Source organism: Streptomyces sp. NPDC021100, from assembly GCF_044333095.1.
Classification (GTDB): domain Bacteria; phylum Actinomycetota; class Actinomycetes; order Streptomycetales; family Streptomycetaceae; genus Streptomyces.
This window is the reverse complement of the sequence record NZ_JBIRQH010000004.1, coordinates 105,683-119,907: the sequence shown is the minus strand read 5'-3', so window position 1 is coordinate 119,907 and position 14,225 is coordinate 105,683. Positions and strand designations below refer to the sequence as shown.

Here is a 14,225-nt window from a genome sequence, read left to right as displayed (position 1 = left end):
AATGTCTCCATGACCGACCGAACCGATCACCCTCAGCCCCTGTCGGCGGACGAGATCCTGGACGTGGTGGACGAACAGGACCACGTCGTGGGCCGGGCCCCCCGAGCCGAGATCTACGCCCGCCGCCTCCTCCACCGCTGCACGTTCATCCAGGTACGCGACGCGGAGGGCCGCCTCTTCGTCCACCGCCGCACCGCCAGGAAGCTGGTCTTCCCCTCGCACTACGACCTCTTCGTCGGCGGCGTGGTCGGCACCGGCGAGACGTACGACGAGGCGGCCCTCCGGGAGGCGGAGGAGGAACTGGGCGTCACCGGCCTCCCCGCCCCCACTCCCCTGTTCCGCTTCCTGTACCGCTCGGAGCAGTACGGGGGCTGGTGGTCGGCCGTCTACGAGGTCCGGTGCGATCTTCCGGTCCGGCCGCAGGCGGAAGAGGTGGCCTGGCACGGCTTCCTGCCGGACGACGAGGTCGCGCGGCGCCTGCCGGAGTGGCAGTGGGTCCCGGACGGCCTGGAGGCGTGGCGGAGGCTGCGGGAGTGGCGGACGGGGTGAGGCGCCCGGCCACTGATCACAGACCGTCGGCACCCGCATCGGTCGAGAGCCCGGTACGCGCGTCATAGGCGGAGGAGGACGTCCGCCGGCCTTGGGAGCGGCCGTTGGAACCAAACAGCCGTTGGAACCAAACAGGCTCACCCCCGCAAGGGTCCGGGCCGGGGGTTCGGAAACCTCCGCCCCCACCTGCCCTGCCCGGCCGTGCGCCCAAACCCGCCCGCCCCGGCTCCGGCAGGCCGCTCGGCTCCAAGAACCAGCAGCCCGCCACCCCGCCACGACGTGGGCAAATCCGTCAGACGCCCCGAGACCATCATCGAACGCGACCGGGCCAGACCTTGACGAGTGCCGTGAGAGGTCCCATGCGGACTCCGCGTGTCAGATCGCGGTGGGGATGTAGCGGGCTGCCGCGAGCTTGGCCATCGTCCGAAGTCTCGCGAAGTAGGAGGCGCAGTACTCCGAGTTGATCGAGGTCACGACCTTGTCGAGGTCGGCGATGCAAGCCCAGAGGAGGGCGATGCCACTGTCGTCGAGCCCACCGTTCAGCTCGCTCTGGACGAGGCCGGCGACGTCGGCGTCCAGGAGGACCAGCTCCACTCCCTCGACGTCGATGCCGCGGAAGCTGTCCGGGTACGGGGCGCGCCGGTGTTCCTCCCACAGCCGGGCGAGCCGGTCTTCGGTCTGCGCTCCGTCCAGGTCGACAGCTGCCACGTCTGCCGCCGATGGCGGGCGAAGGAGCAGGGAAACGGCATCGAAGACGGCACGCACCATGCCGATGGCCGTGACCGGACCGACAGCGGCACTTGTCACAGCGCCCTGCGCGAGCTCGTCGCGCAGTAGCCGGCCACGGTCGAGCTCAGCAGCGAGTTCGGCCGGGATGAGCCCTGCGTCGGCGGCCCGCTCGACGAGGTCCTGGACCGGTTCGTCGATGGCCAGGCACTCGGCGAGGACGTGCTCCAGGGCGAACAGGGAATGCGTGACGGCAACGGTGGCGAACTCGTACCGGTAATAGGAGTGCCGGATGAGTTCGCGGGAGGTTTCCATCGCGCTCATGACATACATCGACGCGTCGCCGGGCAGAACCAGGTCTGCCACCAAGGCGTCCATGCCCGCATAGTCGGGAACGACGTTTCGGGCACGCGGGTCCGGTACTGGCAGAGGAAGCGGGCCGGGCGACGGCGGCAGGGTGTTCACCAGCGCAGTCTTGTCGTCCGAAGGCTCTCGGGGCCAACGGATTTGCCCGGGGCGGTCGGCGACGCAGTGCCGCCCGTCGCCACCAGCCCGGTCCGGCCTTGAAGAACAAGCTGGGCGGGTGCGCCGGTAGGCGCGATCAGGGGGACAAGGGGCCGTTCGGCTCGGCCACGGCGGTCACGAACGGCAGGACGCGAAGGTCGATGTGGGACTCGCGGGATCGCTCAAGGAGGTGCAGCAGTTGAGCACGCATCACTCGCTTGTCACCCGTCCGGATGTGGAGAGCCGCTTCCCCCCAGAATCACCTGGAAACGCGGCGGGTCGGGGCGCAGCATGATCTCGCACAACTCGGCGCGGAAGGCGACCTTGCTCTCCAGATCGCCTCCGTACAGCGGCAGTCCGGCTTCGAGGGCCAGACGCGTGTGCTCCACCGTCTCCAGCACTGCCGGTGTGAAGTCTGTGATGTGGTGGATCGTGGTGGCCCGCGCGTATTCCTTCAGGAACCGTTGCAGCCATTTCGCGTCCGGATTGTCGTCGAGCTCGTCGCGGAGCTTGAAGATGGCCCCGTCCGCGTCCAGCGCCTTGTCGATGCGGAGCGTGACGTCACGGCGCGGGATGTGACTGCCCTTCTCGAAGTGCGAGATGGCGGTGTTGTCGAGCGCGACCTCCTTGCCGAGCTGCTTCTGCAACCAGCCCTTGGCGAGCCGATGCGCTCTGATGGCCTCGCCCTAGCTCGGCGACGCGCCTCTGGGAGGCGGTAAACGGCCTGGGTTCGGGCATGGTTGCGTCCCCCGCGTGAGAGAGCCGGTTCCTTCGGGTCTGGGCGGGGCAGAGCATAGGGGCGGGAGGGAGTACGGGTCAGCGGAACCGGGCGGCCGGCACCGCAACGGCTGGTACTGCGTTCGATTGTTGCCGTCGTGATGCCCGGCCGGCGGCGCCGCACACGTCGTTCAGCGGGAGCCTTTCAGCCACTTGACGCAGGCAGCGGGCCGCCCGGCGAGGCACCCCCACGCCGCCGAGCGGCGTCAGTTCGTATTCCTCGCCACCGGCGAGGTCCGCGGGATCGCCGCGCCGGCCCTGCCCAGCGCCGACGGGATCGCGCGACGGGGGAACACCCTGTACGTCGCCCGTTCCGTGGACAACGAGGTCGACACCCTGCGACTGTCCGACGACGCCACCCGGGCCACCGTCGTCTCCGCCCGCACCTACTCCGGGGCCGATACGACCACGGGCGTCGCCGTGAGCGGGGACCGGCTGCTGGTGACCAACTCGCAGATGGACACGTACCTCAACGGCGCCCCGCGGACCAGTCCGTCCTTCACCGTGGAAAGCCTGCCGTTGCGCTGAGCCCGCATCGCTCAACCACGACCGGGGGGCCTGGCGTTGGGAGTGGCTCCGCCCGGGCTCCGGCCACCGTCGGCGGCCTCGGCGCCGGTGATCCAGCCGTGCAGCGTCGTCTCCAGGAGGGCGTCGACGTAGGCGGGGCCGGCGGGTTTGCGGACGAGCAGCAGTGAGTAGTAAAGCGCCCCGTACATCAGGTCGATGAGGATGTGCGGGTCCCGGCCGGGATCGAGCTGCCCCTGCGCCTGGGCCGCGCGCAGGCGGTCGGCGGCGGCCTGCTCCAAAGGGCCGATGAAGCGGTCGAAAACGGCTTGGGCGAGCTCGGGGTGGTGCTGGGCCTCGCCGATCAGCGCCGAGTAGTGCGGCCAGAGCTCCGGGCCGCCGATGCTGGCGACGGCGGCGTTCATCTGGCTGCGGAGGTCGGCCACGATGTCGCCGGTGTCGGGGAAGGGTGCCGCGTCGACGGTCTGTTCGAGGAAGGCGTCCAGCAGCAGGGCCCCTTTGGAGGGCCACCAGCGGTAGATGGTCGCCTTGCTCGCGCCCGCCCGGGTGGCGATGGCGTCCATGGTGACCTTCGGGTACCCGAGCTCCTTGCACAGTTGCAGGGCCGCCGCCCTGATCGCCCGGGCGGATCGTTCGTTGCGTCGGGACGGAGCGGGAAGGTCGGGCGGAGTCACCCACCGATGCTAACGCGTCGAAACGAAACGAATCGTTTTGACAGAGGGCATACAAGCGCTGCATGATCCACCCCACGTCGAAACGAAACGAGTCGTTTTGCGTGGTGGGGGGGGCTCCGGGGGGAAGCGCCGCGGTCGCGGCGTTCCCCTCCGGTCCCGACGAGGAGTCGGGTCTCCAGCGCGGCGAGGGCCGGTCTTCACGACACGTTCGGCTTCCCGGCCGTGTCGGAGCGGCCGAAGTCGCGGACCCGGCCGCTCCGGGCCCGGACGCGCATCATTGATCGAGGGGGAAAATCGCCGTGAACTATGTCGTCACGTTCTCGCCGTGGATCGTCTACGCGGTCCTGCCGTCCCAGCAGTGGCAATGGGCCGCGCTGGCCGGCCTGGTCGTGGCGGTCGGTGTCATCGTGAAGCAGCGGTCCGCCGGCTACGGCCCGGACGCGCTGATCATCGAATCCTGGTCGGCCGCTTTCTTCGCCGTGCTCGCCGCCGTGGCCTTCGCCGACCCCCACTCGGCCCTGCACCCGTACTCGGCCGCGTTGTCCTCGGCGGTCCTGGCCCTGATCGCGGGGGTCTCGCTGCTGGTGGGCAAGCCGTTCACGCTCGGCATCGCGAAGCAGTCCACCCCGCGGGAGATCTGGGGCCGGCCGCTGTTCGTGCGGACCAACGCCGTCATCACCGCCGTCTGGACCGTCGCGTTCGCGGTGGCGGCAGCCGCCCTGGCGCTTCTCGCGCACGCGGGCCAGGGCCACTCGACCACCGCCACCGCGGTCCAGGTCGTCGGCTTCGTCGCCCCGATGATGTTCACCAAGCGCTACATCGCCGGCGTCCGGCCCCAGACCGCCCCGGCACACGGCGAGCGCTGACGACGCCGAACGCGCGCCAATTCACCGGCGTCCGAGCCCGCCGGCGGCCAGGCCCGGGAGCATCCGGATCCGCCGGACGCGAGAGGACCGTCCGGGCACCGACCGACGCGGTGATCGCCGCCGGACCCGGGCACGGACTCCTCGGCTCGTGGCCGCCACACCGACCGCTGACGTCACCCACGCCCCGGCGGGTCGCGGTCGGCCGACCCGCGCGGGCCCGCCGCCGGCCCGGCCCGAAGGCCGGCCACCACCGCCCCCGACCGCCTCGCTTTCCCAGGAACACCCCCCAGGAACACCCCGTGAACGCACCCATCCCCGACCCCGCCACCCTGCACCCGCTGCCCGGACACGACCGGGTGGTCCTCCTCCGCCCGCTGGTCGCCGACCCGCGGATCGAGGTCGGCGAGTACACCTACTACGACGACCCGGACGGCGCGGCCGAGTTCGAGCGCCGCAACGTGCTGTACGGCTACGGCCCGGAGCGGCTGGTGATCGGCAAGTACTGCGCGATCGCCGCCGGCACCCGGTTCCTGATGGCCGGCGCGGCACACCCGACGATGGGCGTCTCCACCTTCCCGTTCACCATGTTCGGCGGCGCCTGGGCGGAGCGCACCCTCGATCTGGTGACCGGCATGCCCGGCGTGCGGATCGGGGACGGCGCCGTCATCGCGGCCGGCTCGGTCGTCACGGCCGACGTCGAGCCGTACACGGTGGCCGGCGGGAACCCCGCCCGGCCTATCCGCCGCCGCTACGAGGACGCCGATGTGGAGCGTCTGGTACGGGCCTCGTGGTGGGACTGGCCGGTGGAAAGCGTCACGGAGCACGTCCGGACCATCATGGCGGGCACGCCCGCCGACATCGAGCGGATCGCCCGGAGGATCTCGCATGCCTGACACACCCGTCACCCTCACCCGGACGCCCGTCGGCGACGACGGCTGCGGCCCGTACGCCGTCACCGCCGGCCCCGACGGCGCACTCTGGTGCACCCTGGTCCACGCCGGGCAGATCGCGCGCCTCACCCCCGACGGCCGGCTCGACCGCTTCCCGCTCGACTCGGCGTCCTGCGGTCCGTCGGTCATCACCCCCGGGCCGGACGGGGCCCTGTGGTTCAGCCGCCTCAAGGACGGCCGGATCGGCCGGATCACCGTGGACGGCCGGGCCGCCTCCTTCGCCGTTCCGCGGCCGGAGAGCGGCCCGTTCGGGATCGTGGCCGGCCCCGATGGCGCGCTCTGGTTCACACAGCTCCACGGCGACCGGATCGGACGGATCACCGTGGACGGCCGGGTGACGGAGTTCCCGCTGCCGGTGAGCGGCGCGTTCCCGTCCGGCATCACGGTCGGACCGGACGACGCGCTCTGGTTCACCCTCAACCAGGCGGACGCCGTGGGCCGCATGAGCCCGGACGGAGACGTCACGCTCCACCCGCTGCCGACGCCGCGGGCCGCGCCGGTCGGCATCACCCTCGGGACGGACGGTGCGCTCTGGTTCGTCGAGATCGGCGCCGGACAGATCGGGCGCATGGACACCGACGGCCGCACGGACGAGTTCCCGCTGCCCGACCGCGGGAGCCGGCCGCACGCCATCGTCGCGGATCCGGTGCGGGGCGGCTGCTGGTTCACCGAGTGGGGAGCCGGGCGCGTCGGGCACATCACGCCGGCCGGTGAGATCTCGGAGTACGACCTGGAGGATCCCGGCTGCGAGCCCCACGGCCTCGCGGTGGGGCCCGACGGCGCTGTGCACGTCGCGCTGGAGACCGGGGCGATCCTGCGCCTGGAGGCGCCGAGGAGCTGAGGGGCCGAGGGGCCGGAGAGCCGAGGCACCGAGGCTCGGCACACTTCGGCGGGTGCCGAACCGTCCGTACCCGATGCTGGACGGACGGCGGGGCGGAGCGGCGCCGGCGCGTCCGGCCCGTCGGCACGGCGCACACGGCGCACACGGCACGCGGGCGTCCCCGCGCCGCCGTCGCAAGCCCTCCGCAGCCCCGCCGTCCGCCTCGCCTCGCCTGCCCCTCACCTCCAGGAACAGGAACACGATGAACACTCGTCCCTCCCGTCTGGCCGCCGGCGCGGCCCTGGTCACCGTGGTGCTGTGGGCCTCCGCCTTCGTCTCGATCCGCAGCGCGGGCACGGCGTACTCACCGGGCGCGCTGGCGCTCGGACGGCTGCTGGCCGGTTCCCTGACGCTGGGGGTGTTCTGTCTCGTACGGCGGGAGGGGCTGCCGCCGCGCTCGGCGTGGCGCGGCATCGCGACATCCGGGCTGCTCTGGTTCGGCCTCTACATGGTCGTCCTCAACTGGGGTGAGCGGCAGGTGGACGCCGGGACCGCCGCGCTCGTCGTCAACATCGGCCCGATCCTGATCGCGCTGCTGAGCACGCGGCTGCTGGGGGACCCGATGCCGCCGCGGCTGCTCGCGGGAATGGCGGTGTCGTTCGCGGGCGCCGTGGCCGTGGGCCTGTCGATGTCGCGGGACGGCGGCTCGTCCGTGCTCGGTGTGGCGCTGTGTGTGCTCGCCGCGCTGGCGTACGCCTCCGGGGTCGTCGCCCAGAAGCCCGCCCTGCGCACCGCGAGCGTGCTGCAGACGACGACGTTCGGGTGCCTCGTCGGCACGGTGGCCTGTCTGCCGTTCGCCGGACAGCTCGTCCACGAGGCGGCCGGCGCTCCGTCGTCCGCCACGCTCGGCATGGTGTACCTGGGCGTCTTTCCGACCGCGCTCGCGTTCACGACCTGGGCGTACGCCCTCGCCCGTACGACCGCGAGCCGGATGGCCGCGACGACGTACGCCGTGCCCGCGCTGGTCGTCCTGATGTCCTGGCTGTTCGTCGGCGAGGTGCCCGGGCCGCTGACGCTCGGAGGCGGGGCGCTGTGCCTGGCGGGGGTGGCGGTATCGCGGTCCCGGCCCCGGCGGGCCCCGGCCGAGGCCGGCCCGTCCGGCGCGTGAGGGCACCCGCGCGGTGCGCGGTTCCGGGGTCCGGGGCGCGGCCCCGGGAAGCGGCGAAGGGGCCGGCCCGGGGCACCGGCCCGCCGTACGCGCCCTACGGCACGATCACGAGCTTCCCTCGCGTGTGCCCCTCCGCACTCCGCCGCTGCGCCTCGGCGGCCCGCTCCAGCGGGAACGCCTCCGCCACCTCCACGCACAGCCGCCCCCGCTCCGCCAGGTGTCCCAGCGCCGCCAGGTCCGCCGCGTCGGGACGAACCCAGAGGAGCCGGCCGCCCATCTCCGTCACGGCGGGGTCGGCGATCGAGACCAGCCGGGCGCCGGGGACGGTGATGCGGGAGGACGTCTTGATGACGCCGCCCCCGACGAAGTCGAGGACGACGGAGGCGCCCTCCGGGGCGAGTGCGCGGAAGCGGTCGACGAGGCCGTCCCCGTAGGCGACGGGCTCGGCGCCGAGCGAGCTCAGGTAGGCGTGGTTGCGCTCGCTGGCCGTGCCGATCACTCGGGCGCCGGTGTTCCGGGCGAGCTGGACGGCGAGGGAGCCGACGCCGCCCGCCGCCGCGTGGATGAGGACGGTGTCGTCGGGACCGACGCGGGCGGCCCGCAGCGCCTGGTAGGCGGTGAGGCCGGCCAGCGGCAGCCCCGCCGCCTGCTCGAACGAGATGTTGGCCGGTTTACGGGCCAGGGTGCGCACCGGCGCGGCGACGAACTCGGCGTAGGTGCCGCGGGAGAGGAAGTCCTCCCGGACGTAGCCCATGACCTCGTCGCCGACCTGGAACTCGGGGGTGTCCGCGCCGAGCCGGACGACGATCCCGGACACGTCCCAGCCGGGGACGACCGGGAAGACCGCGTCGAGCTGCCCGTCGAGGTAGCCGGCCTGGGCCTTCCAGTCGACCGGGTTGACGGCCGCCGCCCTGACCCCGATGAGCACGGAGTCCGGGCCGACCTTGGGTTCGGGGACCTCGCCGTACTCCAGGACCTCGGGTCCGCCGTAGGCGCGGTAGCTGACAGCCTTCATGGTGATGCTCCTCGGGTCCTGACGTCCTGGGGTCCTGGTGTTCAGCGCGTGGCGCCTGCCGTTTCAGCGTCCGCCGCCGGGGCGGAGCCCGCCACCGCAGCGGACCGCAGGGTGTGAATCCTCCGCAGTCCGAGCACGGCGACCAGCGACACCAGCCCGAACGCCACGGCGGCGATCACGAAGGTCAGGGTGAACTGGCTCTCGGCGGGCAGCTTGGGCAGGCCGGGCGGCAGGTGCTCGACGCTCTTGGAGGCGAGCACGGTGGTGACCATGGCGCTGCCGATGGCGCTGCCGGTGGAGCGGGAGATGGAGTTGATGCCGTTGGCGATGCCGGTCTGGTGGGGCGGCACGCTGCCGACGATCACGGCGGGCATGGCCGCGTAGCCGAAGCTGATGCCGGCGCCGACCAGCATCCCGCCGGCGATCACCGAGAACGCGTGGTCGTGGTCGACGGCGAGCCAGGCGAAGCCCAGGGCGCCGGCGAGCGAGGCCAGGTAGAGCACCGGCCGGGGGCCGTGCTGCCGGACCAGCTTGCCGCCGATGGGCGCGGCGAGCAGCGAGACCAGGGTGCCGGGGAGCAGGAACTCGACGGAGGCCCGCAGGATGCTGGCGTCGAATCCGTAGCCGGTGAGCTTGGAGGGCATCTGGACGAGGTACGAGACGCCGATGAACAGGGCGAACGAGCCGAAGCCGACGAGCAGCCCGGCGAGGTTGGCGAAGAGGACCGGCCGGTGGGCGAACATCCGCATGTCGACCAGCGGCTCCTTGACCTTCCGCTCGACGAGCGTCCACACGGCGGCCATGATCACCGCGCCGGCGAAGCAGCCGAGGGTGCGGGCCGAGGACCAGCCCCACTCGTGGCCCTGCGAGATGGGCAGCAGGAGCAGGACGAGGGTGGCGGCCAGGGTGAGGGCGCCGAGGACGTCCGTCCGGCCGCCGGTGGTCTCGCGGGTGGCGGGGACGAGGGCGGCGACGGCGATCAGGGCCAGCGCGGCGAGGCCGGTGGCCAGCCAGAAGGCGCTGCGGTAGTCGGGGTGGTCACCCGAGGTGAGCAGGCCGACGGCGACCAGGGCGAGACCGCTGCCGAACGCCAGGGTGCCGCTGACCAGGGCCATCGCGCCGGGCAGCCGGGCCGGGCGGATCTCCTCGCGGAGGACGGACAGGGCCAGCGGGAAGATCGCGGTGGCGGCGCCCTGGAGCACCCGGCCGACGATCAGCCAGAGCAGCGAGTGGGTGGTGGCGGCCAGCACGGACCCGGCCACCATGACGACGAGGACGCCGATGAGCGTCTGCTTCTTGCCGTGCTGGTCGCCGAAGCGGCCGAGCAGCGGGGTGAAGACGGCGGCCGAGAGCAGGGTCGCGGTGGTGACCCAGCTGACGTTGGCCGGGGTCGTCTCCAGATCGCTCTGGATCAGGCCGAGGATCGGCACCACCAGGGTCTGCATCATCGAGACCACCATGGCGGCCAGGCTCAGGGCGAAGACGACGACGGTCTCGCTCCGCTGCCGGGCCGGGGTGGCGGGCGCTGGTGTGGTCATGGCCGGTTCGTTCCTCCGCTTGCTTCACGAAGCTGGTGCTTCATGCCCTTGATGCTTCACGACATTGATGCTTGAGGTCGTCAAGCAACTGGGCAACGGTAGGCCCGATACTTGAGGTCGTCAAGTTAATGGTTTAAGCCATCAAGCTCTTCAGTAGACTGCCGTCATGACCGCCTCGATCTCCCCCAGCAAGTCCGAGCTCCTGGAACTCGTGGCGGCACTCGGCACCGCCCAGTGGCAGGACTTCTCCGCCTCCGCCGCCCGGCACGGCCTCACCGGCGTCCAGGCCAAGCTGCTCGCCCAGCTCAAGGGGCCGGTCCCGATGCGCGGCCTGGCCGCCCTGCTGGTCTGCGACGCCTCCAACGTCACCGGCATCGTCGACCGGCTGGAGGCCCGCGGCCTGGTCCGCCGGGAGCCCGACCCCTCCGACCGCCGGGTGAAGAACGTGGTCGCCACCGACGAGGGCCGGGAGACCATCCGCCGGGTCAGGGAGGAGATGCGGGCCACCCACGACGCCCTCGACTCCCTCGACGACGAGGAGCGGGCCGTCCTGCACGGACTGCTGGAGCGACTGCGCACCGGCCTGGAGCGCCGGGCCTGAGCGGGTCCGGGGTCTGAGCGGGCCCCGGGTCCGAGCGGGCCCCGGGTCCGAGCGGACGCCGGGTCCGAGCGGACGCCGGACCTGAGCGGACGCCGGACCTGAGCGAGCGCCCGGGCCTGAGCGAGCATCCGGCCAGAGCACAGCCCGCCCTCCCATATCGCCGCCGCCGTCCGTATTCTGACGGCCGGTCCGGTTCCGCGCACCCGGCGCGGGCCGGGCGCACCCCGAGGAGAGGCGCGCACGATGTCGAGCACCAGCACCCCCCTGTCCGGCTCCCAGGGGGCCGAGCCGTCCGCCGGACCGGCGGACGCCGCCCCCACCGGCCCGGACGCCGTCCCCGCCCCCTACACCGTGCCGCTGGCGCCCGGGGTGAGCGCCTACGTCCAGCCCGACGGCGGCTGGTGCCTGAACAACGCGGGCTTCGTCACCGACGGCGGCCGCACCCTGCTGATCGACACCGCCCCGACCGTCCGCCGCGCGGAGCTGCTGCGCGACGCCGTCGCCGCGAGCGGCGCCCCCGCGCCCTCCCTCGTCGTCAACACCCACCACCACGGCGACCACACCTACGGCAACTGCGTCTTCGCCCCCGAGGCGACCATCGTCGGGCACGCCGGCTGCCGCGAGCAGACCCTGGCCGTCGGGCCGCAGCTGCACGCCATCTGGCCCTGGGTCGAATACGGCGACGTCCGGATCACCCCGGCCACTCTCACGTACACCGACGAACTCACCGTGCACATCGGCGACACCGAGGTGCGGCTGATCCACCCCGGCCCCGCGCACACGGTCGGCGACACCATCGTCTGGCTGCCGGAGCGGCGGATCGTGTTCACCGGCGACCTGGTCTTCAACGGCGGGACGCCGTTCATCCCGTTCGGCTCGCTCAGCGGCTCCCTCGCCGCGCTGGACGTGCTGCGCGGCCTGGACGCCGAGACCGTCGTCCCCGGCCACGGGCCGGTGACCGACCCCGGCGTGTACGACACCGTGGAGCGCTACTTCCGGTACGTCGGGGAGCTGGCGCGCGCCGGGCACGCGGCGGGGCGCACCCCGCTGGAGGTGGCGCGCGCGGCCGACCTCGGCGAGTTCGCGGCGCTCCAGGAGAGCGAGCGGCTGGTCGGCAACCTGCACCGGGCCTACGCGGAGCTCGACGGGCTGCCGCTGGGCGTGCCGCTCGATCTGCCGAAGGTGCTGGGGGACATGGCCGAGATGAACGGCGGCCGGCCGCTGGCCTGCCACGCGTAGCACCCCGGCCGCGTCCCGATCGGCCGTCCCGATCAGCAAGGATCGGCAAGCGCTTACGGCCGGAGCGCCCGCAGCAGGAGGTCGGCCAGGTGGTCGCCGACCTCCCGCGGCGTCAGCGGCCCGTCCGGGCGGTACCAGCTGCCGAGGTGGTGCAGCGAGCCGAAGTGGTAGTCCACCACCAGGTCGGCGGGGGTCGCCCGGCTGAAGACGCCCGTCCGCTGCCCCTCCTCGATGAGCGCCCGGAACCGCTCGTGGTAGCGCCGCCGTTCGGCCCGGACCCGCCGGTACTGCTCGGGGCCGAGCTGGTGCATGGACCGGAAGAAGATCTTCGTGTCGTCCATGTTCTCGATGGTGGTCACCGCCACGTCCGCCGCCGCGTCGCGCAGCCGCTGCTCGACCGGCGCGTCCCGGTCCGCCACGGCGTCCAGCCGTTCCTGCTGCTGGCGCAGGACCCGGGCGTAGATCTCATGCAGCAGGTCGTCCTTGGAACCGAAGTAGTGGTACAGAGCGCCTTTGGTGACCCCGGCCGCCTCGACGATCTCCTGGACGGAGGTCCGGTCGTAGCCCTGGTCCGCGAACAGCCGGGTGGCGGCGGCCAGCAGCCGCTGCGGCACCGGCCTCCCGGCACACACCGACGTTCCGTACGGTCCCGTTCCCCCGTTTCGCTCCGCTCTCTCCGGCCTCTTCATGTTCCCCACCCCTTTGTCGCCTGGTGTCGCTGATGTGCCGCGCCGGGCGGCGCGGCTCCCCCGGGGGGATCTTGCCACTCACGCGTTCGAGCGTTCCGGGCAGGACCCCCGCCCGGCCCGGGAGTTGGCGGCGACAAACCGTCGGACGAACGCAGGAGCGGGCGCAAGAAGGCTGGACAGCCCCCCTTGACAGCAGGACCATGCGCGCACACCGGACCGGCACAGGGGGCTCCATGGCGGACATGAGTGTGCAGCCGTACTGGGAACTGACCTTCGGCAAGGACGGAAGCGTCGACACCGGCGAGCGGGAGACCCTCCTTCAGGGCGTCACCGATCAAAACCTCACCGACTTGGTCATCTTCGCGCACGGCTGGAACAACACCCGGGCCACGGCCACCGCCCTCTACACCCGCTTCTTCGCCCCCTTCCCCACCCTCCTCGCCGGTGCCACCGCCCTCCCGGGCCCGCCGCGCGTCGGCTACGCCGGCGTCATCTGGCCCTCGCTCCGCTTCGCCGACGAGGCGCCGCCCTTCCTGGCCGGCCTGTTCACCGTGACCGACGACGGGCCCGGCCTGCCGCCCGGCACCCGGGAGGCGCTGGCTCTGGCCTTCCCCGGCCGGGAGGCGGTGATCGGCAGGCTGGCGGAGCTGGCCGAGCGGCAGCCCGAGGACCGGGCCCGGCTGGAGGAGTTCACCGGCCTCGTCCGCACCCTGGTCAGCCCCCGGCCCCGGGAGGGCGGGCGCGACGGGAGCGCCGACGACGCGTGGGCGCGGGACACCGCGTCCGAACCGACGGTCCCGGCCATGTTCACCGAGAGCGCGCTGGAGGTCTGCGGCCGGTTCGCGGACGCGCTGGAGACCACCGGCGCCGCCCCGGCCCCCGGCCTCTTCGGCGGCGCCCTCGGCCGGGTCTGGCGCGGCGCGCTCGAACTGCTGCGGCAGGGCACCTACTGGGAGATGAAGCGGCGGGCCGGCGTCGTCGGACGGCAGGGGCTCGGCCCGGTGGCGGGCGAACTCGCCGGGCGCGGGCCGCGCGTGCACCTGGCCGGGCACAGCTTCGGCGCCCGGCTGGTCTCGTTCGCGCTCGGCGGCCTGCCCGACGGCGTCCGCGTCGGGTCGCTGACCCTGCTCCAGGGCGCGTTCTCGCACTACGCCTTCTCGCCCCGGCTGCCGTTCGCCCCCCGCCGGGGCGGCGTCCTGGAGGGGATGGCCGACCGGGTCGACGGCCCGCTCGTCTGCTGCCACTCCCTGCACGACACCGCTCTCGGGACCCTCTACCCCCTCGCGTCCCGGCTGGCCGGCGACGCCGACTCACTGCTGGGCATCGACCTGACCCGCTGGGGCGCCCTCGGCTACGACGGCGTACGGGACATGCCGGGCTGCCCGGCCACCACCCTGGCCGAGGCGCTGGGGGACGGGATGCCGGCGGACGGCTGCGTGAACGTCGACGCCTCGGCGGTCGTCCGGACCGGCGGTCCGCCCGCCGGCGCCCATAGCGACATCTGCCACGAAGAGCTCGCACGTGTCGTCCTTCGCGCCGGACTGGGCATGCGCTAGCGGACGGGACCGACTCGCGCCGCGCCGG

16 protein-coding genes and 1 pseudogene are annotated in these 14,225 nt (G+C 72.9%); 10 read left to right on the top strand and 7 right to left on the bottom strand.

Annotated elements, in window-relative coordinates:
* Window positions 1-9 precede the first annotated feature (9 nt).
* Both ACH4PU_RS09980 and ACH4PU_RS09975 read left to right on the top strand, forming a co-directional pair.
* On the top strand, window positions 10-549 hold the full coding sequence (locus ACH4PU_RS09980; protein WP_398268801.1) for an NUDIX hydrolase: 540 nt from the start codon (window positions 10-12) through the stop codon (window positions 547-549).
* 68 nt (window positions 550-617) lie between these two features.
* Window positions 618-888, top strand: a pseudogene (locus ACH4PU_RS09975) (transposase); the annotation flags it as partial.
* 36 nt (window positions 889-924) lie between these two features.
* On the opposite strand, the gene ACH4PU_RS09970 reads toward ACH4PU_RS09975, so the two are convergent.
* The 3 genes from ACH4PU_RS09970 to ACH4PU_RS09960 all read right to left on the bottom strand — a co-directional run bounded on the left by ACH4PU_RS09970 (window position 925) and on the right by ACH4PU_RS09960 (window position 2,456).
* Window positions 925-1,740, bottom strand: coding sequence for a hypothetical protein (locus ACH4PU_RS09970; protein WP_398268798.1), 816 nt, complete (start codon window positions 1,738-1,740; stop codon window positions 925-927).
* Window positions 1,741-1,876: 136 nt separating this feature from the next.
* A complete protein-coding gene (locus ACH4PU_RS09965) occupies window positions 1,877-1,990 on the bottom strand; it encodes a Scr1 family TA system antitoxin-like transcriptional regulator (RefSeq protein WP_398268795.1) in 114 nt (37 codons plus the stop codon).
* 10 nt (window positions 1,991-2,000) lie between these two features.
* Window positions 2,001-2,456 (bottom strand): helix-turn-helix domain-containing protein, encoded by a 456-nt coding sequence (locus ACH4PU_RS09960; protein WP_398269876.1) that lies wholly within the window; start codon window positions 2,454-2,456, stop codon window positions 2,001-2,003.
* A gap of 253 nt (window positions 2,457-2,709) precedes the next feature.
* On the opposite strand from ACH4PU_RS09960, the gene ACH4PU_RS09955 reads away from it, so the two are divergent.
* The gene (locus ACH4PU_RS09955; RefSeq protein WP_398268792.1) at window positions 2,710-3,084 is read left to right on the top strand and encodes a hypothetical protein; all 375 of its coding nucleotides are present in this window, start codon (window positions 2,710-2,712) and stop codon (window positions 3,082-3,084) included.
* An 11-nt stretch (window positions 3,085-3,095) separates the two neighbouring features.
* Here the strand turns inward: ACH4PU_RS09955 and ACH4PU_RS09950 are convergent, their stop codons facing one another.
* A complete protein-coding gene (locus ACH4PU_RS09950) occupies window positions 3,096-3,755 on the bottom strand; it encodes a TetR/AcrR family transcriptional regulator (RefSeq protein ID WP_398268789.1) in 660 nt (219 codons plus the stop codon).
* A 299-nt stretch (window positions 3,756-4,054) separates the two neighbouring features.
* Here ACH4PU_RS09950 and ACH4PU_RS09945 point away from each other — a divergent pair, with 299 nt between their 5' ends.
* The 4 genes from ACH4PU_RS09945 to ACH4PU_RS09930 all read left to right on the top strand — a co-directional run bounded on the left by ACH4PU_RS09945 (window position 4,055) and on the right by ACH4PU_RS09930 (window position 7,559).
* Window positions 4,055-4,621, top strand: coding sequence for a hypothetical protein (locus tag ACH4PU_RS09945; RefSeq protein WP_398268786.1), 567 nt, complete (start codon window positions 4,055-4,057; stop codon window positions 4,619-4,621).
* A 299-nt stretch (window positions 4,622-4,920) separates the two neighbouring features.
* Window positions 4,921-5,514: a CatB-related O-acetyltransferase gene (locus ACH4PU_RS09940; RefSeq protein ID WP_398268783.1), complete on the top strand. Its 594-nt coding sequence runs from the start codon at window positions 4,921-4,923 to the stop codon at window positions 5,512-5,514.
* Window positions 5,507-6,412: a virginiamycin B lyase gene (locus ACH4PU_RS09935; protein WP_398268780.1), complete on the top strand. Its 906-nt coding sequence runs from the start codon at window positions 5,507-5,509 to the stop codon at window positions 6,410-6,412. The genes ACH4PU_RS09940 and ACH4PU_RS09935 overlap by 8 nt, the downstream gene beginning before the upstream one ends.
* Before the next feature lie 241 nt (window positions 6,413-6,653).
* Entirely contained in the window at window positions 6,654-7,559 is a 906-nt protein-coding gene (locus ACH4PU_RS09930) for a DMT family transporter (RefSeq protein WP_398268777.1), read from the top strand.
* 94 nt (window positions 7,560-7,653) lie between these two features.
* Here the strand turns inward: ACH4PU_RS09930 and ACH4PU_RS09925 are convergent, their stop codons facing one another.
* Entirely contained in the window at window positions 7,654-8,574 is a 921-nt protein-coding gene (locus tag ACH4PU_RS09925; protein ID WP_398268774.1) for an NADP-dependent oxidoreductase, read from the bottom strand.
* A gap of 41 nt (window positions 8,575-8,615) precedes the next feature.
* Entirely contained in the window at window positions 8,616-10,112 is a 1,497-nt protein-coding gene (locus ACH4PU_RS09920; RefSeq protein ID WP_398268771.1) for an MFS transporter, read from the bottom strand.
* A gap of 166 nt (window positions 10,113-10,278) precedes the next feature.
* Between ACH4PU_RS09920 and ACH4PU_RS09915 the strand changes: the two genes are divergently transcribed.
* Both ACH4PU_RS09915 and ACH4PU_RS09910 read left to right on the top strand, forming a co-directional pair.
* Entirely contained in the window at window positions 10,279-10,713 is a 435-nt protein-coding gene (locus tag ACH4PU_RS09915) for a MarR family winged helix-turn-helix transcriptional regulator (protein ID WP_398268768.1), read from the top strand.
* A gap of 243 nt (window positions 10,714-10,956) precedes the next feature.
* Window positions 10,957-11,952, top strand: a complete 996-nt coding sequence (locus tag ACH4PU_RS09910) for an MBL fold metallo-hydrolase (protein WP_398268765.1) — start codon at window positions 10,957-10,959, stop codon at window positions 11,950-11,952.
* 53 nt (window positions 11,953-12,005) lie between these two features.
* On the opposite strand, the gene ACH4PU_RS09905 is transcribed toward ACH4PU_RS09910, so the two are convergent.
* On the bottom strand, window positions 12,006-12,641 hold the full coding sequence (locus tag ACH4PU_RS09905) for a TetR/AcrR family transcriptional regulator (RefSeq protein ID WP_398268762.1): 636 nt from the start codon (window positions 12,639-12,641) through the stop codon (window positions 12,006-12,008).
* Window positions 12,642-12,874: 233 nt separating this feature from the next.
* Here ACH4PU_RS09905 and ACH4PU_RS09900 point away from each other — a divergent pair, with 233 nt between their 5' ends.
* Window positions 12,875-14,197: a serine-threonine protein kinase gene (locus ACH4PU_RS09900; protein ID WP_398268759.1), complete on the top strand. Its 1,323-nt coding sequence runs from the start codon at window positions 12,875-12,877 to the stop codon at window positions 14,195-14,197.
* Window positions 14,198-14,225 lie beyond the last annotated feature (28 nt).